General features: G+C 37.1%; 19 protein-coding genes and 1 other RNA gene. 7 read left to right on the forward strand and 13 right to left on the reverse strand.

Annotation, left to right across the window (positions count from 1 at the left end; translation table 11 throughout):
* Nucleotides 1-56: 56 nt before the first annotated feature.
* The 9 genes from uvrB to ACQ4QH_RS04775 all read right to left on the reverse strand — a co-directional run bounded on the left by uvrB (nt 57) and on the right by ACQ4QH_RS04775 (nt 11,222).
* Complete coding sequence (uvrB, locus tag ACQ4QH_RS04735) at nt 57-2,072, reverse strand: excinuclease ABC subunit UvrB (protein ID WP_439819460.1); 2,016 nt, start codon at nt 2,070-2,072, stop codon at nt 57-59.
* A gap of 112 nt (nt 2,073-2,184) precedes the next feature.
* Nucleotides 2,185-2,820, reverse strand: coding sequence for a YfbR-like 5'-deoxynucleotidase (locus tag ACQ4QH_RS04740; RefSeq protein WP_040760127.1), 636 nt, complete (start codon nt 2,818-2,820; stop codon nt 2,185-2,187).
* Nucleotides 2,821-2,922: 102 nt separating this feature from the next.
* On the reverse strand, nt 2,923-4,116 hold the full coding sequence (locus ACQ4QH_RS04745) for a CamS family sex pheromone protein (RefSeq protein ID WP_439819461.1): 1,194 nt from the start codon (nt 4,114-4,116) through the stop codon (nt 2,923-2,925).
* Nucleotides 4,117-4,156: 40 nt separating this feature from the next.
* Nucleotides 4,157-6,184, reverse strand: coding sequence for an NAD-dependent DNA ligase LigA (ligA, locus tag ACQ4QH_RS04750; protein WP_439819462.1), 2,028 nt, complete (start codon nt 6,182-6,184; stop codon nt 4,157-4,159).
* A 17-nt stretch (nt 6,185-6,201) separates the two neighbouring features.
* The gene (pcrA, locus tag ACQ4QH_RS04755) at nt 6,202-8,478 is read right to left on the reverse strand and encodes a DNA helicase PcrA (RefSeq protein ID WP_439819463.1); all 2,277 of its coding nucleotides are present in this window, start codon (nt 8,476-8,478) and stop codon (nt 6,202-6,204) included.
* Nucleotides 8,479-8,513: 35 nt separating this feature from the next.
* Nucleotides 8,514-9,647 carry a THUMP domain-containing class I SAM-dependent RNA methyltransferase gene (locus ACQ4QH_RS04760; protein WP_439819464.1) on the reverse strand — a complete coding sequence of 378 codons (1,134 nt, stop codon included), beginning with the start codon at nt 9,645-9,647 and terminating at the stop codon, nt 8,514-8,516.
* A gap of 103 nt (nt 9,648-9,750) precedes the next feature.
* Nucleotides 9,751-10,124: RNase P RNA component class B (rnpB, locus tag ACQ4QH_RS04765), an RNA gene on the reverse strand.
* A 24-nt stretch (nt 10,125-10,148) separates the two neighbouring features.
* Nucleotides 10,149-10,565 (reverse strand): cell division regulator GpsB, encoded by a 417-nt coding sequence (gene gpsB / locus ACQ4QH_RS04770; RefSeq protein ID WP_251940468.1) that lies wholly within the window; start codon nt 10,563-10,565, stop codon nt 10,149-10,151.
* Between the two features lie 87 nt (nt 10,566-10,652).
* On the reverse strand, nt 10,653-11,222 hold the full coding sequence (locus tag ACQ4QH_RS04775) for a DUF1273 domain-containing protein (RefSeq protein ID WP_439819465.1): 570 nt from the start codon (nt 11,220-11,222) through the stop codon (nt 10,653-10,655).
* A 115-nt stretch (nt 11,223-11,337) separates the two neighbouring features.
* Between ACQ4QH_RS04775 and recU the strand changes: the two genes are divergently transcribed.
* Complete coding sequence (gene recU / locus ACQ4QH_RS04780) at nt 11,338-11,964, forward strand: Holliday junction resolvase RecU (RefSeq protein ID WP_439819466.1); 627 nt, start codon at nt 11,338-11,340, stop codon at nt 11,962-11,964.
* A complete protein-coding gene (locus ACQ4QH_RS04785) occupies nt 11,961-14,276 on the forward strand; it encodes a PBP1A family penicillin-binding protein (RefSeq protein WP_439819467.1) in 2,316 nt (771 codons plus the stop codon). Before recU ends, ACQ4QH_RS04785 begins: the two co-directional genes overlap by 4 nt.
* Nucleotides 14,277-14,436: 160 nt before the next feature.
* On the opposite strand, the gene ACQ4QH_RS04790 is transcribed toward ACQ4QH_RS04785, so the two are convergent.
* The 4 genes from ACQ4QH_RS04790 to ACQ4QH_RS04805 form a co-directional block, all read right to left on the reverse strand.
* Nucleotides 14,437-15,177, reverse strand: coding sequence for a DnaD domain-containing protein (locus ACQ4QH_RS04790; protein ID WP_439819468.1), 741 nt, complete (start codon nt 15,175-15,177; stop codon nt 14,437-14,439).
* A 174-nt stretch (nt 15,178-15,351) separates the two neighbouring features.
* Nucleotides 15,352-16,647: an asparagine--tRNA ligase gene (gene asnS, locus ACQ4QH_RS04795; RefSeq protein ID WP_002827148.1), complete on the reverse strand. Its 1,296-nt coding sequence runs from the start codon at nt 16,645-16,647 to the stop codon at nt 15,352-15,354.
* Nucleotides 16,648-16,677: 30 nt separating this feature from the next.
* Entirely contained in the window at nt 16,678-17,190 is a 513-nt protein-coding gene (locus ACQ4QH_RS04800; RefSeq protein ID WP_439819469.1) for a cell wall elongation regulator TseB-like domain-containing protein, read from the reverse strand.
* 83 nt (nt 17,191-17,273) lie between these two features.
* Nucleotides 17,274-20,105, reverse strand: a complete 2,832-nt coding sequence (locus tag ACQ4QH_RS04805) for a helicase C-terminal domain-containing protein (protein WP_439819470.1) — start codon at nt 20,103-20,105, stop codon at nt 17,274-17,276.
* A 260-nt stretch (nt 20,106-20,365) separates the two neighbouring features.
* On the opposite strand from ACQ4QH_RS04805, the gene mvk reads away from it, so the two are divergent.
* The 5 genes from mvk to ACQ4QH_RS04830 all read left to right on the forward strand — a co-directional run bounded on the left by mvk (nt 20,366) and on the right by ACQ4QH_RS04830 (nt 25,072).
* Nucleotides 20,366-21,304 carry a mevalonate kinase gene (mvk, locus tag ACQ4QH_RS04810; protein WP_439819471.1) on the forward strand — a complete coding sequence of 313 codons (939 nt, stop codon included), beginning with the start codon at nt 20,366-20,368 and terminating at the stop codon, nt 21,302-21,304.
* 17 nt (nt 21,305-21,321) lie between these two features.
* A complete protein-coding gene (mvaD, locus tag ACQ4QH_RS04815) occupies nt 21,322-22,302 on the forward strand; it encodes a diphosphomevalonate decarboxylase (RefSeq protein ID WP_439819472.1) in 981 nt (326 codons plus the stop codon).
* Complete coding sequence (locus ACQ4QH_RS04820) at nt 22,299-23,366, forward strand: phosphomevalonate kinase (protein ID WP_439819473.1); 1,068 nt, start codon at nt 22,299-22,301, stop codon at nt 23,364-23,366. The genes mvaD and ACQ4QH_RS04820 overlap by 4 nt, the downstream gene beginning before the upstream one ends.
* A gap of 5 nt (nt 23,367-23,371) precedes the next feature.
* Nucleotides 23,372-24,412, forward strand: coding sequence for a type 2 isopentenyl-diphosphate Delta-isomerase (fni, locus tag ACQ4QH_RS04825; protein ID WP_439819474.1), 1,041 nt, complete (start codon nt 23,372-23,374; stop codon nt 24,410-24,412).
* Between the two features lie 117 nt (nt 24,413-24,529).
* The gene (locus ACQ4QH_RS04830; protein WP_439819475.1) at nt 24,530-25,072 is read left to right on the forward strand and encodes a TetR/AcrR family transcriptional regulator; all 543 of its coding nucleotides are present in this window, start codon (nt 24,530-24,532) and stop codon (nt 25,070-25,072) included.

A 25,072-nucleotide genomic window follows, 5' to 3' on the forward strand; every position in this document is an offset into this window, starting at 1 on the left:
AAGTGCGCCATAATTGTTAGACATGAAAATCTAACAATTATGGCGCACTTTATTATTTACTTACCGATTTGTAATTTTAATTCCATGACTGCATCACGGAGATTAGCTGCATCCTCAAAATCAAGTCGTTTTGCTGCAGAACGCATTTGGTCTTCAAGATTTGCAATCATTGCATTTTGATCATCACGTGCCATATCTTTAAAGGCAACATCGGTAAAGCTACCCTTCTCGGTAGATTGATTCTCAACCTCATGGCTTGCCGAAATCAAATCACGAATGGCCTTCTTGATCGTGTGCGGCGTAATATTATGATCTTCATTGTATTGCATTTGTATATGACGGCGCCGAGAAGTTTCATCCATCGCTGCTTGCATTGAAGCAGTGACTGAGTCCGCATACATAATAACATGACCATTTTCATTACGGGCAGCACGCCCAATCGTTTGAATCAAGGAACGTGTGTTACGTAAGAATCCTTCCTTGTCAGCATCGAGAATTGCGATTAATGAAACTTCAGGTACGTCAATTCCCTCACGTAATAGATTGATTCCGACTAATACATCGAATTTACCAAGACGTAAATCACGAATAATTTCGGTACGTTCTAATGTTTTAATATCGGAATGTAGATATTTAACTTTAATACCAACATCCTCGAGATAATCCGTTAAATCTTCAGCCATTTTTTTGGTCAAAGTTGTAACAAAAACACGTTCTTCATTATCAACACGTTTGTTAATTTCTCCAATTAAATCATCAATTTGTCCCATAACTGGACGTACTTCGATTTCCGGATCTAATAGCCCGGTTGGACGAATGATTTGTTGTGCAACCTCTGTTTCAGGTACACGATCGTTTTCGTAGTCACCTGGTGTTGCTGACATATAAATAATTTGGTTCACATGTTTTTCAAACTCTTCAATACGCAATGGTCGATTATCCAATGCTGATGGCAAACGGAACCCGTAGTTAATCAAGGTCTCTTTTCTAGCACGATCCCCTTTATACATACCTCGAACTTGTGGCATGGTAACATGCGATTCATCCACAATAATAATAAAATCATCAGGGAAAAAGTCTAATAATGTAAAAGGTGGTTCGCCTGGTTGCCGACCATCCATATGACGTGAATAATTTTCAATTCCCGTCGTGAAGCCCATCTCTCTAATCATTTCAATATCATATTCAGTTCGCTGTTTCAACCGTTGTGCTTCAAGTAGTTTACCATCCTTTTCAAGCTTTTGTAATTGATCGTCTAGCTCTGCTTGAATTGTTTTTAAAGCACGATCACGTATCGCATCATTGGTCATAAAGTGAGTTGCTGGGAATATTGTGGCAAGGTCCAATTCAGCAGTTATTTCTCCAGTAAGCGAGTCAATTTCGCGAATACGGTCGACTTCATCACCAAAAAATTCAATTCGTAGTGCTTTGGCATCGGATGATGCTGGGAATACTTCTAAAACATCACCTCTAACGCGAAAACGGCCACGTTGAAAATCAATATCATTCCGTTGAAATTGAATGTCGATTAGTCGGTGCATTAAGTCATTTCTTTCTAAAATATCTCCTACTCGAACATTAATGACATGATCATGATATTGTTCTGGATTACCCAAACCAAAGATTGATGACACTGAGGCGACAACAATTGTGTCATTACGAGCTAATAGTGAAGCAGTTGCAGAGTTACGCAACTTATCGATTTCATCATTAATTGATGAATCTTTTTCAATGTAGGTATCTGATGATGGTACATAAGCTTCAGGTTGGTAATAATCATAATATGAAACAAAGTATTCCACGGCATTATTAGGGAAAAACTCCTTAAATTCACCATACAATTGTCCCGCCAAAGTTTTATTGTGTGATAGTACTAAGACTGGCTTGTTCGTTTGCGCAATAACATTCGAAATGGTAAAAGTTTTTCCAGTCCCAGTTGCGCCTAGTAATATTTGTTCTTTAATACCATTTTTTAAGCCATTAACTAACTTTCTTATAGCTTCAGGCTGATCGCCGGTTGGTTGATATTTTGAAACTAATTCGTATTCATTATCAGTATGACGATTAATCATTATAGATATCCTGCTTTCTAGCTAAAATTAAAAGAGCAGCTGAGACAGTTTATTTTCTGCAGCTGCCCTTGTTAATGCTATTTTGTAAACTTTCTAACGCCATTATAACAGACTAATCAGCATTAAAAATACCAATGTAAATACGTTGTAGTTTTTCGGAACCTGGGAAATGTTCATTTAATAATTCAGGTAATACTTCCTTAATGAAATATGCCACACTTGGCATATCACGAAAAGCAAAAATAGTTTCGAGACTTTCTTTATAAATTTCCGTAAAGACCGGTTCGGGATTGCCTTTTTGAAGTTCACCAAATGCCTCATATAATAGGTCTACCTTATCGGCAACAGATAGGATTCGGCCTTCTAAGGTATCATCCTTTCCCTCATGAAGACGACGGGTATAGACTTCTTGTAATTCTTCAGGTATTTCAGTCCGAATAAAATTATCAGACAACGTATCTTCTACATCTGCAAGCATATGTCTTAACGTAGATGATGCATATTTTACAGGAGTTCTGATATCACCAATAAAACGTTCAGTGATATCATGATTCAACGCCTTTTCATATAACATACGCCAATCAACTTCTTTGCCATGTGCTTCTTCAATATCTCCAAGGAATTGAGCCGCCTCAGCCACTTTCCAAGAATGAGCAGCAACCGAATGTGGTTGGTATTTAAAATATCCGGGTGCTCGAGTAATCATCTCTAGCTCATTCAAACCTGACAAATATTGGTGCATTCCCATTAGTATATGCCTCCTCATAAAATATATATTTTTATCATACTACTGTTAAATGTATAGAAATGCAAGAAAAAAAGCCACATTTCTGTGACTCTTTTATTGCGATTAGTATGAACCTAGGATAGTGACTTTATATTTACTATCGTTTGCTCCTTGAATTAAGTATGCTTGCATACCCGTTGATGCTTCTATTTTAATCTTTACTGGTACGCCCTTAGGTAGATAATTTGGTGCACTCTGCGCAATATAGTTAGCAAAACTTTCTATTTCAGTGGCTGAGTAGAATTGCGTTGAGACATCAACAATCAATCCCTTTAGATTATTTCCTTCATAGGATGCCTGTCCAGTTACAGAAGACAAATTAGGGAAAAAGCTTTGAATGTTATCTGAGAAGTTAGTAAAACTTGTATTCAATTTTGTTGCAACTGCTTTTTCATCACCAGTACCTGTCTGCATAGGTAATACAACAGTTTGATCATTTATGTCTGTCCAATTACCAAGTGTATTACCTGACTTTGAGACATTCCAACTGTAGAAATTACCACCTGCCAGTGAGTCATCCTTTGATTGGGCATACATAGCAACGTAGATTGGAATATCATTACCAATACCACTCATCTTACGGTATCTTTGGACAATTTCATTGGCCATTTCTTTACCTTTTTGAATACGATCGGCACTATTGATATCTTGTGTATAGCTAGCGCCATATTGTTCCTTTTGGTAAACATCCTGTGTATTCATAGCTAACCCAAGTACAATACCATTCAACTTTAGATTGCTACCCTCTTTAGTCATAAAGTCTTGTTCTTCGATAGTTTGCAAGTAAATTGGATTACGACTGCTGTCTGTTTTACCATTATCTACTGGATTTAAGCCAGTTGGATTACTATTTGATTTACGATCCAGCCAATTATTAGCGGTATCGGTTGTTAAATATTGTCCCTCTTGGAAAATATATTTTGATGTACTAAAGTGCTCTTTCGCGAAATCCTGTAAACCATTTTCAAAACTGACTTGATCATAAGTGTTATTTTGTTGAGTTGCAGAAACACCTCTAGCCTTACTCGTTAAATATCGACCATTCTTTATCACTGTCTGATAAGATGAGTTGTTATTTTTTTCGGTTATTTGAATTCCTTTTTTAGAACTTGATTTTGTTGCCGTGGTTGTTGTTTTGCCACTATTTGAATTTGAAACTGAAGAAGAGTTTTTAGAAAAAAAGTTTCCAAAGAAAACTAGTGCTGCAATTAACACCGCAACAACACCAATGGCAGAAAGCCATTTTACTGCACGCATACGTGTTCTCCTTTTAATCTAAACCATTTAGTTTAGAAATTTATTCATTATTATCCATAGTATCACGCAATTGTTTTTCTGACCAAATTTCAATATTTAAATCTTGGGCTTTTGTGAGTTTAGAACCAGCATTTTCTCCAGCAATCAGCAAGTCAGTTTTTTTCGAAACTGAGCTGGCCACAATAGCTCCTTGAGACTCTAACCATGCAGATGCATCACGTCTTGAAAATAGTGATAGCGAACCTGTTAATACGATTTTTTTGCCTGAAAACATTGGATTATCGATTACAGCTGTTTGGGAAGTAAATTCTGTATTGACTTTAAGATTTATAAAGTCATTTAATAGTTGCTGTGCTTGCTCTGTGGCAAAGTATTGTGCAACACTATCACCAATCGTTAACCCCATACCTGGTAATTTGGCAATGTCATCAGCTGTTGCTTCAGCTATTGCCTGAAGATTACCAAATTTTGTAGCAATTGTTTTAGCAGCCTTTGCCCCAACGTTTCGAATACCTAAGCCAAATAGTAAACGTTCTACAGAATTATTTTTTGATAAATTAATAGCATTTAATAGATTATTTGCAGCTGTATCACCAAACTTATCTAAGTTAATTAAATCATCATATTGTAATCGATATAAATCAGTAACTTTTGTAATTAATCCATGTGCTAGTAATTGTGAAATAATTTTAGGACCTAGTCCGTCAATATTCATGGCATTTCGAGAAGCAAAATGCGTTAATGATTCTTGTACTTGTGCAGGACAAGCTGGATTAATACATCTTAATGCAACCTCTCCATCAACGTGTACAAGTGATTGATGACAGGCAGGACATTCTTTTGGTAGTTCGTAAAGTACGCTATCTTCTGGCCGTCGTTCAATAATAACTTTCCCAACCTCAGGAATAATATCACCAGCTTTATGCAGGGTGACCGTATCACCAATTCGAATATCTTTTGCTTGTAAATAATCGGCATTATGCAGTGACGCACGAGAAACGGTTGTTCCTGCAAGTTGAACAGGATTCATCACTGCAGTAGGTGTTACAGCTCCAGTACGTCCGACAGTCCATTCAATATTTTGGATGACTGTCTCTGCTTCTTCTGGTGGAAATTTGTATGCAATTGCCCACTTTGGCACTTTCACTGTATTCCCTAGTTCTTCATGAAAACTTAAATTATTTACTTTAATCACAATACCATCAATACCATATGAAAGTGAATCACGATGATTTGTTTGTGAAACAATATAATTTTCAACATCTGCCATACTTGTAACAACAGCATTTGTACTGTTTGCTGGTAGACCTAATTGACTTAATCGTTTTAACAGTTCGGATTGTGTTGTAATGTTTAAATATCGAGGTGCATCTACTACCTGATACATGAATGCAGATAGTCTACGCTTTTTTGTAATAAGCGGGTCTAATTGTCTAAGTGATCCTGCTGCGGCATTACGTGGATTTGCAAATGTCGGCAAACCATCTCGTTCACGACTTTCATTTAATGAAACAAATGCTTCTTTAGGCATATAAATTTCACCACGAACTTCAATAGATAGCGGTTCACTTAATTTTTTAGGGATGTCATCAACGTACTTAATATTGCTAGTTACATCCTCACCAACATTACCATCACCACGTGTGGAAGCTTGGACTAACAGTCCTTCTTGGTAGACCAAACTAATTGCTAGTCCATCTATCTTTAACTCCGCATTATAGCTCAGTTCTTCGGTAAATGATTTTTGTGTGTTTACCATCCAGTTGGTTAATTCATCCATTGAAAAAACATCTCCCAAAGATAACATGGGAACGTCATGTTCAACCTTAGGTAATTCAGATTTTGTTTTATGACCACCAACCTGTTGTGTAATAGAGTCTGGGCTGGCTAATTCTGGAAAGGATGCTTCAAGTTCTTGTAAACGTTTATAAACTTTATCATATTCAGCATCTTCAACAGTTGGAGAATCATTTTCATAATATTCCTTGGCCCATTGCTGTAACTGCAATTGTAGCTTTTCCATTTGTTGAGCAGCTTCAGTTGGGTCTGTTAGAGTAACCTCTGTCATGATTAACCTCCTGTCTATTATTCAACTTTACTAATGGGAGCGAAGGCAGCTAATAGTCGTTTAATGCCTTGATCTGGAAAAGCGATGTCTAATTCTTTATCTTCGCCCTCTCCTGTAATCTTGATGACATGACCAATTCCCCACTTTTTATGTTGCACGGCATCACCAATTACCCAATCCTTCTTTTCAGCACCAGTATTGGTGACATTTGGTCTTGATTGACTAGTGAGCTGGACAGGTTGTTGTCGCTTACGGCCACTAAATGTTACTCCCTGTGCAGGAATAGAACGTTTACTGAATGGTAAATCTCTTTCACGATTCAAAGCTTGGAAACCGGAACCATCATACTTTTCATCGATTAACTTTGCATCAATTTCATCTATAAATCTCGAAGCAGGATTACTAGTTGTTCGTCCATATAATAATCTTGAATAAGCATTTGTTAGAAATAGTTTTTCTTTTGCCCGAGTAATACCCACATAGGCTAGGCGTCGCTCTTCTTCAAGTTGATCATCATCCGCGGCCGCTCTTGATAATGGGAAGATATTCTCCTCCATACCAACTAGAAAGACCACAGGGAACTCCAATCCCTTCGCAGCGTGAAGAGTCATTAATGTGATCTGGTTATTACTATTTTCATCAACGTTATCTAAATCAGAAACTAATGCTAGCTCACCTAAAAAGTCAACGTACTTTGAGATACTTTCATCACTTGGCTCATAATTTTTATCAAATTCTTCTGTAACTGATAAAAATTCGGACAAATTTTCAAGGCGTCCTTCATTTTCTGGCGTTGGTGACTTTTTAAGTTGGGCTTCATAGCCAGATTTTTCCAAAATAGATTTTGTTAAATCAGTCAAGCTTAAATCAAATGACATTTGTTTGATAAAGTCCGAAATCATTTTAGCAAAATCAGTTAGTTTATTAGCTGCTCTTGCAGAAAGTCCAGGAATTAAAGTCGCATTAGCCGCACTATCCAAAAGTGTCCAGTTGTTTTCTAGTGCAAATCGACGTAATTTCTCTAGTGAAGTTTGACCAATACCACGTTTTGGCTCATTAACAATGCGTAAGAAGTTTTCATTATCAGCTGGATTTGTTACTAATGACAAATACGCCAAAACATCACGGATTTCCTTACGATCATAGAATTTTGAACCGCCAACGACAGTGTATGGCATGTTGGCCTTTACCAACGCCTCTTCAACCCCACGCGATTGTGCATTTGTTCGATATAAAATGGCAAAGTCTTTATAATCATGTTGTTGCGAATCAACGGTGTCACGAATTTCTTTAATAACAAAAAGGGCTTCTGAGCGATCAGATTGACCACGATAGTATGTGATTTTTTCACCTTCACCATTATCAGTCCAAAGTTTTTTAGCAATTCGTTCATTGTTATTACGAATCACTGCATTCGCAGCGTCAAGAATCGTTTGTGTTGATCGGTAGTTTTGCTCTAGCATGACTGTTTTGGCATCAGGATATTCTTTACTGAAGTTCAAAATAATCTGCATGTTTGCACCACGCCAGCCATAAATCGATTGGTCTGAATCCCCAACAACCGCTAAATTACGGTGCTTACCCGAAAGTAATGTTACTAACTCATATTGTGCATCATTCGTGTCCTGGTACTCATCAACATGCACATAAAGAAACTTTTCTTGATAATAACTAAGGACTTCTTGATCTTTATGTAATAATTCTATTGTCAACATAATCAGATCATCAAAGTCTAATGACTGGGCTAAAGCTAAACGGTGTTGATATTCTTTGTAAGCTTTACCAACGATTTCCTCAAATGGACCCGTTGCCTTTTTAGCGTATTCTTCTGGCCCTTCCATTGCATTCTTTGCATTAGAAATGGCACCTAATACTGAACGAGGAGCATATTTTTCAATATCAACATTAAAATCCTTTAAAATCCGTTTTATTAAAGTACGCTGGGCACTTGCATCAATAATAGAAAAGTCTTTTTTATAACCTAACTTATCAATGTCACGGCGTAGAATACGAACAGCCAGTGCGTGAAAAGTCGATACCCAAACAGCCTCGGCATCTGATTCATCCACAAGCTGACTAATACGTTCTTTCATCTCACGCGCAGCTTTGTTAGTAAATGTGATTGCCAAAATACGCCAAGGTAAAACATCCAAATCCTGTATTAGATGAGCGACCCGATGCGTTAACACACGTGTTTTTCCAGAACCCGCACCAGCCATTATTAATAGTGGCCCTTCTGTTGTCATAACAGCTTCAGCTTGCTTATCATTCATACCCGCAAGTAACGGATTCATAGTATGTCTCCTCTCGAATTTCAAATATTGTCTAACTAATTGCGAATTTTTTTACCCCAATATTGATATAAATCAACTTTTAGTGCACCGTTGTATAATTTGCGCTTTTTTGTTGCTTTTTTACCAAATGCGGTTTCAAATTCTTCATCTGATGTCAAAATATATTTAGACCAAGTTGGCATATTGTTATAGATATGTCCCATTTGACTGTATAGCTTACGAGCAGCTTCTTCATCTCCTAGACGCTCACCATAAGGCGGATTAGCGACTAGGACACCATTAATTTTATCAGTTGACCAATCGGCTGCAGCTAACTGTTTAAATGTAATATCTTCGCCTACACCAGCAGCTTCAGCATTGGCTTTAGCAATCTCAATCATATTTTCATCAATATCGTAACCTGTTATGTCTAATGATTCATCAAAATTAATCATACTACGTGCTTGTGCTTTTAAGGTTTGACCAATATTTTTATCAAACCAATCCCAATCAGTAATATCAAACTCACGATTTAAACCAGGAGCAATATTGCGTCCGATTAATGCCGCTTCAATAGCAATTGTACCTGATCCAGTTGTCGGATCGACAAATGGGTTATCCGTGAACCAATGTGCTAATTTAACTAGTGCTGCAGCCATGGTTTCTTTTAAGGGAGCCCCACCTTTTTCTGTACGGTAACCACGTTTGAATAATGAATCACCCGTTGTGTCTAGTGTAATCATAACGTGGTTTTTATCGATGGCCGTTTCTAAAACATACCGTTGACCAGTTTCTGGAAGATAACTATGAGTATGGTAAGCCTCAGATAAACGCTTAACAATTGCTTTTTTAGTAATTGCCTGTACAGTTGGAACGGAATGTAGTATTGAATTTTTTGATCGTCCATTTACTGGAAAATTAGCATCGTATGGTAGTAAATCTTCCCAAGGAAATGATTTTGTTTTTTCAAATAATTGATCAAAAGTTTTTGCATCAAATTCTTGAACAACTATTTTAATTCGATCAGCGACGCGCAACCATAGGTTTGTTCGATAAATATCTTCAACAGTACCATCAAAAAAAACTCGTCCGTTTTCTGTTTCAGTTGCGTACCCCATCTCTTTTAGTTCGCGGGCCACTAGTGATTCCATACCAGCACCCATTGTTGCCATAAGTTTAAAGTTTTTCATGTTCCGTTCTCTTTTCAAGTTGATACTTTTTATTATAAATGAGATTAAAAATTTGGGCAAAAAGAAAACCGACGCCACAAGGACGTCGGCTGCCTGATGTATTAGCTGTAAGCCATGTTTTGTTCCAAATAAAAATTGGCAATTGTTATTTGGTGGTAATCATCTATCTCAAACATTTCTGTTTCCCCGACCATCACTTCTTTTTGTTAGGTCAAGCGCCCCTACCAAAGTTTGGGTTGCCCGCTCGTGGGGTTTACCGCGTTCCACCCATCGCATTTCTTTGATGGTTCGTCACTGTGGCACCTTAACAGTTACTAGATCATAGACAAAGTCCTTAGATCTTTCACTGGCCGTCATTCAAGTTACTTGAATGCCTAGCCTTATTTTTTCAGCTAGCGCGAACACTACTAACATCACAGTTAGTGCGAGCATGGACTTTCCTCATGCAGCATAAGCCACACGCAATTACCCACCAACACATCACGAATAATCATTATACACTTATTCAGCGGATTGTGAACTACTTTCTTTTACAATAACATCTTCTACTTCTTCAGGTTTGTCATCAATTTTTTCTTGATTTCTCTTAAATTGATCCGATGAAGCACCAAATACACGGCGTTCCAAATTTGACAAGCGCTTTAGAATATCCATATTTGTATTAACAGCAGGAGCAGGCGATGCTTTCGGCGTTGACGTTGGAGCTGCTGAAACTTGTTTTGTTAACTCAGCAACTTGATCTTTTAGTTTTTGGTTTTGATTATTTAATTCATTGATATTAGTCTGAAAGGCTTGATAGTCAGAAATAATCTCATCTAAATAAGCATCGACATCTGTTATATCGTATCCGGTACCAATCCGAGTTTTTTTAAAATCCTTGTTTAGAATTTCTTCACGAGTATGTTGCACGTTTTCCATCACTTGCACTCCTTAGTTTTCTTCTTATCCTAGTTTACCAGCTTTCTTTAGAGATGACAAAATTAGTTATGTAAAAAATAATATTTATTATTCTAAATAGTCAGATTTTTCAAGTTGGTATTCATCAGCATAATCTTGTAGACGATCTAAATCAATTAACATGACCGGATAATTGTGGTTTGACGCATAATTTTTCATCGCTTGATAGTCAAATCGAGCACGTGATGATTCTGCTTCCTCGTCATAAAAAATAATTGCTCTATCCGTATGGTTTAACATAAATTCTTGATACGCTTGTAATTGTTTTGGACTTTCATAATTTGAAGCAAATACTGAACTACTAAAGTCGACAGCTTGCTTTAAAGAAGTCAATTTATCCCGGTTGCCCTCCTGCCAGTTTTTTCCAAAATCTAAAAATGGTGTCATCAAAGCAATTTGGAAGTCTGGAAAATTTGTTTGCTTTAATCGCAGTGCTTCTTCTATTGCCCACTGTTCAATGCCAAGTTGCCCACCAGTGATGAGCCAACTGCAATTATCATAAATAGCGTTAGTCAAAAGTTTATTTAGGGCAAAATTAATAATGGCTAATTTTGGATCTTTATTATTAAAAATACCTAAATCATAACTTCGAAATCCGGTTATCCAAATACGATTCATTAAGTTTTATACACCTTCCTATAACTGATATTTTTTGACAAATCTATGGAACCTGTCACTATTACGCTACTTTTGGTATAATAACAAAGATAAAGTTTAACTATAGGAGTTCGTCATGGCTTTTAATTATCCGAACGGACAGTCCTTTGATAACAGTTCTTTCAAACAACCAAGAGTAAGTCAAGGTGGTTCGCAAAGTAATCGAGGAATGTCTTTAGAGGCTGATATCAACGCAGCGAATAACTATTACTTAGCAACTGGACAGGCAGTTATCCATAAGAAACCAACACCAATTCAAATTGTTAATGTTAGTTATCCGGCTCGTTCTGCAGCTAAAATTACAGAGGCATATTTTCGTCAAGCCTCTACAACAGATTACAATGGTATCTACAAAGGATATTATATTGACTTTGATGCAAAGGAAACAACCCATAAACGTTCGTTTCCATTAAATAATATTCATGACCATCAAGTCGAACATTTAAAATCGATTGTTAAACAACACGGCTTAGCGTTTATGATAATTAGATTTTCGGTTTTAAAAGAAACTTACGTCGTGTGGGCAGATCTTATTTTTCAATATTGGGATAATAAGGAAACTGGTAGAAAGTCCATTCCATATGAAGTAGTTGTTAAATCAGGCGAGTTGATTACACAAGGAATTAACCCTACTACTCCTTATTTAACGGCAGTGGATAAATTACTAGCACGACGTGAACAAAAAGGAGATAACTTAGTATGACGGAAGAAATGTCACGTGTTGAACGAGGACGTAACAGCACGAAAAATAACAAACGGCCAACGCAGCCGAAACCTAAAAAGTCTGGCTCTAAAGTAAAGCGTGTTTTGAAGTACACTTTCTGGACGCTTGTTATTTTATTTGTGGTTGGTGGATTTGCTGGTGCAGGTTTATTTGCTTATTATGCATCTTCTGCTCCTAAGGTCACGAATGCCGCACTAGTTGGAACTTCACAAACTAAATTCTTAGATAAAGATGGCAATGTATTTTATACAACTGGTTCAAAACGAGAAACGGCAAGACAGAGTGAAATTCCAAAGGAAATGCGTATGGCCGTTGTTTCAATTGAAGACCGACGTTTTTATAAGCATCATGGTGTAGATCCTCGTCGTATCATCGGTGCAGCTTTCGCTAATGTAACCGGTTCATCACTAGGCTTACAAGGTGGTTCAACGCTAACGCAACAGTTAATTAAATTAACTGTTTTTTCAACAAATGCCAGTGATCAAACGATTAAGCGTAAGGCACAAGAAGCTTGGTTGGCAATGAAATTAGAGAAGCAATATTCAAAAAATCAGATTCTAACTCTTTATATGAATAAGGTTTACATGGGTAACGGTGTGTATGGTATGAAAACTGCCGCACAATATTACTTTAACAAGGATTTGTCTCAATTGACGGTACCGCAGATGGCACTACTTGCTGGTCTACCTCAATCACCTTCTGGCTACGACCCATATACTAATCCTAAGGGTGCCACGCTTCGTCGAAATAATGTATTAAAGGCAATGGCGAATAATCATGTCATTTCTCAAGCTGATGCTACAAAATATAGCAAAACATCAATCAAAGATGGTTTAACTGCTGAACACGCAGCAGTTGATTCAGAAGATAAAAATGCTAAGGTTGATGATGCCTATATCACATCTGTACGTAATAAATTGACTAGCTTAGGTTATGACTTGAACAAAGATGGTTTGGTCGTACAAACCAACCTAGATCCTGATGTTCAACAACGAGCCTACGATATTACTAATACGAATGATTATGTCTCATGGACAGATGACTTGATGCAAGTAGGTTTGACAGTAACTAATCCAAATAATGGTGAAGTTATGGCTCAAATTGGTGGTCGTAAGCAGAGTGACTTGCAAGGAACAAATCGCGCAACGAACACAAACCGTTCATCAGGATCAACTGCTAAGCCATTGGTTGACTATGGACCAGCGGTTGAAAATCTAAGTTGGTCAACCAACCATACTGTTGATGATTCAGCTTATGTTTATCCTGGTACAAATACTTCTGTTTATGATGCTGACCGTGCTTATCTAGGAAAGATAACCATGCGTAAGGCCCTTGCCCTTTCACGAAACATTCCGGCTATTAAGACATTGCAGGAAGTTGGCTATGATAATTCATCTGCCTTCCTAAAAAAACTAGGGATCACGATCAAGAGCAATAATGGTAACCTAGTGGCAGCAAATGCGATTGGTATTGATGTATCAAGTGAACAAGAAGCTGCAGCATTTGCTGCCTTCGACAATGGTGGTACGTATTATAAGCCACAATATATCTCAAAAATTACTGATCAAAGTGGCGCTGTCAAAGAATTTAAAAATTCAGGAAGCACTGCTATGAAATCGTCAACAGCATTTATGTTAACTAATATGATGAAGTCAGTTATTACTGATTCATATGCCAAGATTATTAACACATCAGATTATGCCCAAGCTGGTAAGACTGGTGTTACAGCTTATGATGATTCATTGAATATGCCAGATGCCTCTGCCTCAGATGCTTGGTTTACTGGTTTCACGAAAGCAGCTTCAATTTCCGTTTGGACTGGTTACGATCAACCAAACGAAACTGGACATTCGTTAGCAGCTGGTGAGCAACAGTTTACTCCTCTTCGTGTATACAAGGCGTTGATGGATTATATTATGTCAGGTAGTGGTACTGATGGTTCGGATTGGACCATGCCAAGTACTGTAAAGAGTACAACAGTTAATGGTGTAAAAGAGTATTCAGTTGTTGGTGCCGATACATCTTCTGAAGATACAATCAGTCAAGTTGTTAAGAGTTCTTCATCTAAATCTTCTTCATCACGTAGCTCATCTAGCTCGTCATCAAGTACTAGTTCGGAGCCGTCTTCAAGCTCAAGTGTATCATCAAGTAGTAGTTCCTCATCATCAGCGTCGACATCGTCTTCTGATGAGTCAACTTCTTCTTCAGAACCACAGAGCAGTAGTACTTCTGAGGAATCAAGTACGCCGAGTCAACCATCGTCAAATAATGGTAATGGCAACTCACAGTAAGATAGATTTGAAAAAATTGCATAAAGTTTAAACGACTAACTGGTCGGAAATATTATGGTTTTAAACCAGATTTTCCGGCCAGTTTTTTTATGTTAAATTATAAATTTAACATAAAAAAACTGAGTTAAGATTATTCTCAACTCAGTTGGTGATTATTTTTCTATTTAAATTTATCCCAATCAGTATTTAAAATATCAACATCGGTTGGAATGTCGACGACTTCGTCAGCTTGCAATTGTTTATATTGACGATGTTTTTGTCTTTCATTTTTGATGTCATTTAGTGAATGGTAATTCTTTTTTTGCCAAGAAACAAGGATGGTTTCTATATACCGCAAATTGAGTGCTGAGTTTAACACAGCCTCTTGAACAGCAGCTTTAATAAACTTTGGATCGAAATGATCAATATCAAACCATTGCTTAATAGTCTCAATTTCTATCTGACTTAAAGGACGTCCAAACTCTTGTTCAATTAAATTGTAGATATCTGCCTGTTGCGTTTGTTGTTTATCTATATTAGGAATACCTTGATTATTAACACGTTCATCCGCATGTCCTTCTGTTGATTTTATATTTAATAATGCTAGATAAAGTGGATTAAAATCTAATTCTGTTGTCACCTTACCATCACTAGCATGACGACTTTTAAAGTTTACTAACCCTTTTTTACGCATGGCATCTAAATATGAAAAAACTTTTTTAGCTGACCACCCCATTGTCTGGCTAATTAATTCAGTACTAGGTTCGAAATTTCCTTTATCGATTCCCAATTTTGTTTGAATATATACAAGTAATTCTTCATTATTCATACCAATTTCTCGGTAATGTAATAGCAAAAAATTATCTAATGTTGTATGACCATTATTTAAAAATGTTAGTAGTTTATCCTGATCAATTTCCATTTTTCGGTCACCTCTTAATAAATATCAATTATAAGCATACCATAGTCGCATGTGACAATGAATACTTAACTTCAAGTACAGATTGAAGTTTTAGAAATGAAAATAACAAATAAAAACCGACACAAACGTTGATTTAACAACATTCGTAGCGGTCTAATAGTATTTATATTTAGTTTATGGCCAAAGACGGTTCATAGTTCTTGGGAACGGTATCGCCTCACGGATATGTTCTTCTCCAGTGATCCAAGTGACTGCACGTTCAAGTCCCAGACCAAATCCTGAATGTGGTACAGAACCATATTTACGTAAATCTAAGTACCAAGAGTATTCATCGATATCCAACCCCTGCTCCTTGATTCGCTTTTCTAGGTAATCAAAGTCAGTATCACGCTCTGATCCACCAATGATTTCACCGTAGCCTTCAGGAGCTAATAGATCGGCGGAAATGACAACATCATCACGATCTGGGTGTCGCTTCATATAAAATGCTTTAATTTCCTTAGGGAAGTTTGTGATAAATACGGGCTTTGCAAAATGGTTTGCTAAGAACGTTTCTTCAGGAGAACCAAAGTCAACGCCCCACTTCACATCAAAGTCATTTTCTTGCAATAGCTTAATTGCATCATCATAAGATACACGTGGATATGGCAGTTGTGTATATGACTTTAATAGTTCTTTATCACGACCAAGTAGGTCCAACTCATATTCATTACGATCCAACACTGATTGAATTAGGTAGGCAATATAACGTTCTTGAATTTTTAGAGAATCTTCTTGTGTCATCCATGCCATTTCCGGCTCAATCATCCAGAATTCAGTTAGGTGACGTCGTGTTTTAGACTTTTCAGCTCTAAATGTTGGTCCAAATGTAAAGACACGACCAAATGCCATTGCACCTGCTTCCGCATACAATTGACCTGTTTGTGAGAGATAAGCGTCATCTTCAAAATATTCTGTATGGAATAGCTCAGTAGTTCCTTCGGGAGCAGATCCAGTTAGAAGTGGTGAATCAATTTTAATAAACCCTTCTTTATTGAAAAATTCATAGGTTGCTGCTATCAATGTATTTCGAATTCGAAGGACAGCAAATGGTTGGATATGACGTAAGTATAGATGGCGATGATCCATCAAAAAATCTGTACCATGCTCCTTAGGAGTGATTGGATAATTTTCTGAAGAGCCAACAACTGTCAAATCCTTAACTTGCATTTCGTAACCAAATGGTGAACGCTCGTCGGCAACAATTGTTCCAATTAAGTACATGCTTGTTTCCTGTGAAAGTGCTTTTGCTTTAGCAAAAATTTCTTCACCAACCACAGACTTTACAACCACTCCTTGAAAAAAAGCAGTTCCGTCACGTAATTGCAAAAATTGCATTTTACCTGATCCACGTTTGTTCCTTAACCAAGCACCTAAACGTACTTCTTGGCCAACATAATTTTTCGCGTCTTCAATGCGAATTGTCTCCATTGTCCTGAGCTCCCTTGTTATTTGTTACTTTTATAAATGACGAATCGTTTGAACTTGTTTACCATCTGAAAACTGATAGGTAATAAAATTTAAGTTATTGTCCTTATCAACAAAAGTTAGTTGCCAAACAGGTACTTGTTTATAAAGTGCTAAACCAATACTCGTTACCTTTTTCGGATGAAATTGCTTGTTTGCTAGCCTTCTAACCTGTTTTTCGGATAAACCATCCGTCATATTTATAGTTGTTAGTTTATCTGATTTTCCTTGAACAATAACGCCGACTTTCTGATTTTTTTTGTTTTCGCCAACAGCACTATAGTAAACTTTCTGTCTAGAAATACGATAAAATTTTGATACAGAGGTCAACTTATTTGATTGCTTTGCAATTTTTGTGACACGTTCTTTAGCTGTATCAACAGGTTTTTGTGCTTCTCCCAGGATCGATACGCCAATCAAAATAATGAATAAAAACATCAGAATGCCAAGTAACCAGTGTCGAAGCCGCTTACCACGGCGTCCGTGTACCGTTGATCGCATCTCCATATTACTAAGCTCCTTTGTTGTGTATAGTTTTTGCCCACTGTAAAAATAAACCACTTATTACTTTACCAAAGTTTGACAGCATATTAAAGATATTTATGATGTTCATCAAAGAAATTCTTCAACTCTAGAGCTACTTCATAATCATTCATTTCTTTTTGAGGTAAATTAGATGGCATCATTTTACGTAAGGTTTTGCCATATGATTTAGTCAAAATTCTAGCATCATAAATAATGACCGCACCATAATCTGTAGGTGTCCGAATAAGTCTACCAATACCTTGTCTTAATCGTAAAACTGCTTTGGGTAAAGTACTTTGATAAAACGGTTGTTTACCTTCTGAACTGATAACAGCCTCTTCAGCCTTTTGTAGTACTGTATTTGGTCGATCAAATGGCAAACGAGCTATGATAAGCAGCCTGAGCTGATCACCAGGTAAATCAATGCCTTCCCAAAAACTAGCAGCACCAAGTACCACAAGGCCATTTTCAGATTGCATGCGTTTCTTTATCTTCCCCCGGGTACCAGTGACGCCCTGAGCTAATAAAGTTAGTGAACTTTGTTGAAATTTTTTATTTGATTGTATGTGATTATAGACTTGCTGAATAGTATCTAATGAATTGAATAATACTAATGTGTTTTGATTAACAGACGTTGTCACATCAACCAATTGTTTTGCTAAGTAATTTGAAAAATCTTTTTCTGTTGGTAAAGGTGCATTTTTCACCATAATCAAATCAGCTTGATTTTTGAAGTCAAAGATATCAGGATAATGTCTGACCGTTGCCGTCTCTTTATCCAAATTTAAACGATCGTATAAGTATCCTGATTTGGTTGATGTGAATAAAGTCGCCCCAATAATTGTGGGTGCCATGAAGTGCGGATACACTTTCTCTTTAAAATAATTTAAAGTATGCAGTAGACCACCACTTAACTGTAAATTACTACTATCATGACTTTGTGTCTCTGTTAGCCAAAAGATGCTGGCCTCTGGAAAATCAACTAAATCTTGTTGGAAGGTAGTTAATTGTTTTTCGTACTGGCTGATATTATCTAGTAATCGACGAAAATCAGCTAACTGTTGCCGTTCACCTAATGAAAAAGCTCCCTTTGTATCACTAAATTGTGTCAGCAATTCTTGTAAAGCATTTTCTAAGTCGGAAACTCCCGTATGAATACTTTGAACGTGGTTACTCTGATCAATCCAAAATTGTGCAAAATCATTGTTAGCTAACGCAATTTCATAAGTTCCTTGTGTTGCAGGGGCTTTCTGATTCAATAGAAAGCGGCGATACAACGAAACTTGTAATTGTGGAATCTCAACTGACAGCATTTCTAATGAACGAAGTAATTTATTCTTTAATTGATTACCACCAAATATGTTTCTTAAAATATCACCAACAGCTGGTTTTGCATCTTGCAAGATAAGATTAATTGCAGTTTGCACTCGTGCCAGCCATGTTTGTATTGGCAACTGATGACGGCTTTGATTTAAAACAGCGTCCGGTAAATTCTGAGCCTCATCAATAACTAAATACGGTTTATTCTCAGAGGTACCTAATTCATTGGCATATTCTGCTAAATAACTGTGGTTGACAATTAAAAATTGGGCATTTTGCGCAAGTACATATTGCCTATCAAAAAACTCGTAACCATAAAATGGCGATCCTGCAGGATTATTTGCGTTTTGAGATAATTTTGCAATAAATTTTTGTTGTGCATTCATGAGGTGTAATTCATCAAAGTCCCCTCGCATTGTTTCCGTCAGCCAAACTAAAATTTGCGCTTTAATAAATTGCAAAGATGTTGTGCCTTCATCAATTTGCAAAGAGCGTTTAAAACTTTGCAAATTCAAATACTGTCGACGACCTTTCAGGCTAACTGCACGTACCTCAAATGGTAGCACGTCATGCAATACTGTATTGACGGTTTCTGTCACTTGAGTTTGCAAAGTGATTGTTGGTTCAGTAACAATCACCTTTTTTTGGTTTTGATTGGCTAGGTATGCATAAGGTAGTAAAAACCCTAATGTTTTACCCATTCCTGTTGGCGCCTCAGCTATAAATGCAGATTCTCCAGGCTTTTCTGATAATAAATTACCTGAGTAATGATTATTAATAGCATTCATTAGTTTTGCTTGTTGCTCTCGATAAACTAACTGGCTACCATACAGCTGTTGTTTAGCTGCTCGTTTTGCAGGATAAGTGACACTCTTTTTGGCAGCTAATGGTTCCGGATCACTAAATCGACGAATAGCCAAACCATCAATCACCTGTAATTGCTTAGGTAATGGTTGTCGCTTGATTTTTGCTTTTGTAAGGGCCTTCTCAAACAACGTTTTTGTGTTTTGAGGTAACACCAACGGCAAGTCAACCAACGATTGCAAAGTGACCATCGGCAAACTTTCAAGACGATTAAAAATTTCAATCAATAGTGCTGCTGTAGCTAATGCATCACTATCTGCCTGATGTGGTCGTCCATGTGTTAAGGCCAAATATGATGTTAAGTCAACTAATCTAAATCCCGGTGCGGTTGGCCAAACGATTTGACTCAATGTTACCGTATCAATTGCTACTAAATTCAGAGTCGTCATGCCAATTCGTTGAAATTCTGCGTTTAAAAATGGTAAATCAAAATTGACATTGTGAGCCACAAAAATAGTGCCAGTTAGCATTGTATGAATTGATTCAGCAACCTCTTCAAATGAGGGAGCCCCTGCCACCATTTCGGAGTTAATGCCCGTAAGTTGTATGACATTACGTGGAATTGATTCATGAGGATTGATGAGTGTTGAAAACTGATTAATTATTTTTTTGTTTTGTATGAACGCAATCGCAATTTGAATTATACGACCTGATTCGCTCGTTGTACGGGTTGTTTCTAGGTCGACAACCGCATAGATGTCCTTATTTAGCATCGAAACGTACCACGACTTTCTCTTAGTAATCTTATGTTGATTATAGCATATTTGCAGTTTAATATTTATCGATAATAGCAACAAATTATTTCCCAAACATATAAAATATATCTAAAAATTACTTATTCAGAATATTTTAAAATTAAAGATTAAAAAAACTTTTAAGTTTGAAATCCTAATATCTATGATGTAATTAGTCATTGAATTTGGTATGATTAAGAAAGCTAAAATAAAAAATAGAATGGATTGGTAATTTCAAAGTGAAAAAACCAGGAATTGGCGTCAGCCATGCCAAAGTTATTTTACTTGGCGAACATGCGGTCGTTTACGGCCAGCCAGCTATTGCACTTCCTTTAACGGATTTAGCAATGACTGTAAAAATCGAATCACGTGAAGCAGGTCAGGTTGTGCTATCACAATCCTATCAAGGCCCATTGGTAGCAATGGCGGAAGTCTATGAGGGAATTCGACAACTTATCAACCGTTTATTGCAGCATTTCAAATCAGATGAAATGCCCTTTACAATGACGATTACATCCAATATTCCTCAAGAACGAGGTATGGGTTCATCAGCAGCAACTGCAATCGCAATTGTTCGAGCCTTTTTTGATTTTTTTGGTGAGTCATTATCTAAACAAGAACTGCAACGTTGGGCAAGTATCGAAGAAGCTATCACACATGGATCCCCTTCTGGATTAGATACCGCAACGGCAGCACATGATGAAGCTGTTTGGTTTATTAAAGGGCAGCAACCTGAAAAAATTGATATGTCTCTAGATGGCACGTTAATTTTGGCCGATACAGGTATCCAAGGTCAAACGGGATTAGCCATTTCGGTTGTCCGTGAGCATTTAACAAACGATCCTGAAGTTGGACAACAACATATTGATAAAATTGGTGAAATCGTTAAAGCAACAAGAGAAGCAATTGCTGAAAATAATTTAGCGAAAATAGGCCATTTTATGAACGAGGCTCAAAAGCATCTGTCTGCTTTAGGCATCTCGCATCCAAAATTAGATGAATTAATTGCGGCAGCACGTCATGCTGGTGCCTTAGGAGCTAAATTAACTGGTGGTGGTGTCGGTGGTACGATGATTGCAATCACAAAAGACGATGAACAAACAACTCGAGTGATCAAAGCACTAGAAGATGCTGGCGCACAAGAAGTTTGGACACAAAATTATACCAATGACAAATAGTTTTAGGAGTATTTAACATGCATTATACCGCTCGGGCGCATACAAATATTGCATTACTAAAGTATTGGGGAAAAGTAGATGAGGCACTCATTACACCTACGACAACCTCAATTTCATTGACACTAGACGAATTTTATACTGATACAACTGTTTGGTTTGATAAGTCGTTGCAGAGTGATCAATTAATTCTTGATGGTGAAACAGTTTCTGGTAGTGCTGCTCAAAAGGTCAGTCGATTTTTAGATGTAGTCCGAGAAATGGCTGATGTCAATGACAAAGCATACATTGTTTCTAATAACCATGTACCAACAGCTGCTGGATTGGCATCCTCAGCCTCAGCCTTTGCGGCTTTAGCTGGTGCTGCTAGTCGAGCTGCTGGATTAAATTTAAGTGTTACGGAATTATCTAGATTAGCACGTCACGGCTCAGGATCGGCGACAAGATCAATATTTGGTGGTTTTGCTAAATGGGTCCCTGGTGATGATCGTACATCATTTGCTATGCCCATATTTGAAAAAGTTGATTGGCCTATTCAATTATTGACGGTGGTTATTAATGATCAGCCTAAAAAAATTGGATCACGTTTAGGTATGCAACATGCTAAAAACACTGCCCCTTTTTATGACATGTGGGTAAGATTAGCTAATAGTCAAGTTAATGACATGATTTTGGCAATTCAACAACATGATATAGTGAAATTGGGTGAACTTGCTGAAGCAAATGCTTTGCAGATGCATGCAATGAATACAACAGCTGTCCCTCCTTTTAACTATTTGACTGATAAAAGTTGGCAAGTTATAATGATTGCTCAGGAATTGCGAGAGCAAGGAATTCCTGTGTATGCAACGATGGATGCTGGCCCTAACGTGAAATTAATTTCTAGACCAGAGGACACATTCATTATTAAAAAAGAACTTGCCAATATAGTGACAAGTTCGCAAATTATTATCGCTAGTCCGGGTCCCGGAATAAAAGTTACTTCAGGAGATAAAATATGATAGCAACTGCTAAAGCGCCAGGTAAATTGTACCTTGCCGGTGAATACTCAATTACTCTTCCAAATCAGAGTGCAATTATTGTCGCCGTTGATAAGTACATTACAGCACAAATTGATAAGATCGATATTCAAGAAATTCAATTGAATAGTGACCAATTAGGAGATCTTACTATTCCAGTCGAGCAACTGGATCAGATATCCTATCCAGATGACTGGCAATTGGTTATACGCACGATCCAAGTGTTGAATAAATATCATTTTGATGATACTTCCGCTTTTCCAGGTATTAAAGTAACTCTAACAAGTGATCTCACTTTTGAGGGTAAAAAGTTAGGATTAGGTTCTTCTGCTGCAGTTGTCATGTCTATCATAAAGGCATTCCACAAACTGCTTGATCTTAAGTTAACTGAACAACAACAATTTAAATTAGGGACACTTGTGATGTTAACCCTACCCCACTTTGATAAAGGGTCAATGGGTGATTTAGCAGCTGCAACATATGGTGGCGTCATTTCATATCGTAAATTTGATGATCAATTTGTAAAACAGTTGATACAACAAAATTCAGATTACGAAACAATCATAAGTACACCTTGGCCATATTTAGACGTTCAACAATTAAATTGGCCATCAGAATGGCAACTTTTAGTCGGTTGGACTGGCAAGATTGCAGATACACAGAAATTGCTTGAAACAGTATCTTCAGCAGAACAAGTAAAGGCAAAAGAAATGTTAGCGTTACAAACGCGAGATATTATTACAAATATCAGTATGGGAATCAATAATGCCGACTATTCATTGATTAGCATAAACATTTTTTATAATTTGACCAACTTAATGGCATATACCCATCAAGTTGGTATTAACTATTTAACTGAAGATTTATCAAATGCCATTTCCGAAGCCGTAGATTTAGATGTTCCTGCAAAGGTTTCTGGAGCTGGTGGTGGTGATAACGCTATTGCTATCGCCGATAATGATGAGGTGGCTGAAAAGCTTCGTCAAGCTTGGCAAAATGAAGGAATTATTCCGTTGCCATTAAATATTGCATTATTAGGAGAATGATCGTTATGGAATCAGCGCACGCACATCGAAAAGATGAACATTTAGCATTGGCTGAAGCCGAATATCGGAGGCATCAACCAGTATCATCATTAGAACAAGTTCGGCTGATTCACCAAAGTTTACCGGAATTAAAAATTAGCGATGTTTCGACAGCGATTAGGGATGAAAACTTCAACTTTACCACCCCTTTTTATATTGAAGCAATGACTGGTGGTAGTGTTCGTACAGGTCGTATTAACCAACAATTGGCTGAAGCAGCTAAAGAAACCGGCTTAGCAATGGCTGTTGGTTCTCAAAGCGTTGCTTTAAAAGATAAAGATGCTATTGACAGTTTTACCATTGCCCGTGAGACAAACCCAGACGGTTTTATTATGGCCAATATTGGTGCCGGGCATTCAGCACAATCAGCACAGCAAGTTGTTGATATGATTGGTGCAAATGCGCTTGAAGTACACGTCAATGTCGCACAAGAAATCGTTATGCCTGAAGGAGATGAAAATTTCTTATGGCTTGATAATATTATCGAAATTATTCAAACCGTATCTGTTCCTGTCCTAATTAAAGAAGTTGGTTTTGGTATGGATGCGGCAACGATTAAAAAATTATACGAAAATGGTGCCGAGTACATTAATGTTGGTGGCCGTTCTGGTACAAATTTTGCTGTTATTGAAAATCGCCGTCATCGTGATAAGGAATTCAATTATGATTTTTTATATGATTGGGGACAAACGACCGCAGAAAGTCTATTAGAAGCACAGTCATTACAGCAAAAACCTATCATTTTTGCAACAGGTGGTATTCAAAATCCGTTAGATGTTTTAAAAGCACAAGTTTTAGGGGCTAAAGCTGTGGGAGTTGCTGGACATTTTCTTCATACAACTCTTCAGGATGGCACAACTGGTTTAATTAATGAGATTACAAATTGGCAGCAACAATTAAGAAAATTATATGCGCTTGTTGGTGCTCATTCTGCAAATGATTTAACCAAAGTCTCCTACATACTATCGACAGAGTTACAAAATTATAAAAATCAACGACAATTATAATTTTAACGTTTCGGTTGTAATTACAAAGGTTTTCTTAAACATTTAAAATGAATCTTCAATTTGCTTAATTTCTCACCTACTTTAAATGCAAAGGCGTAAAATTAAGATATGAAAAACATGTTAACAGAAAGTATTCGTCAAAAAACTGACGATCAAATTATTGACGCAACGCTGACCTTGTTGCAAAGTCAATCCTACGACCAACTTGCGGTTACAGAAATCACCCGTAAGGCAGGCGTGTCACGGATGGCTTTCTATCGCCATTTTGGTACAAAAGAGGCAGTCATTAAAGCTATTGTTGTCCAATTAACACAAGATTTTGAAAAGGAAGCTGCGGAATTACCTTTAAATTCTAGTGAAATTTCACGAGCATTTTTTGGCTTTGTAAAAGCAAATGGTATTGCAATTGCTGTCTTACTTAATGCCGGGTTACGAGAACAATTCTATCCCCCACTAAGAGATATATTGCATGGTTTATACGCAGAATTACTACAAAGTAAGATTTCTTTTAATCGTTCAATTGACTACGTTTCTGACTTTACTGCATCAGGTATGCTTGCTTTAGCTATCCGTTGGATTGCAACTGGCGCACATGAATCAATAGACCAGATGGTAGAAATTGCAAATGAAATGACCACTGACCAACATGCAAACATTTAA

Origin of the sequence: Weissella paramesenteroides (assembly GCF_051903945.1) — a bacterium.
GTDB classification, from domain to species: Bacteria; Bacillota; Bacilli; order Lactobacillales; family Lactobacillaceae; genus Weissella; species Weissella paramesenteroides_A.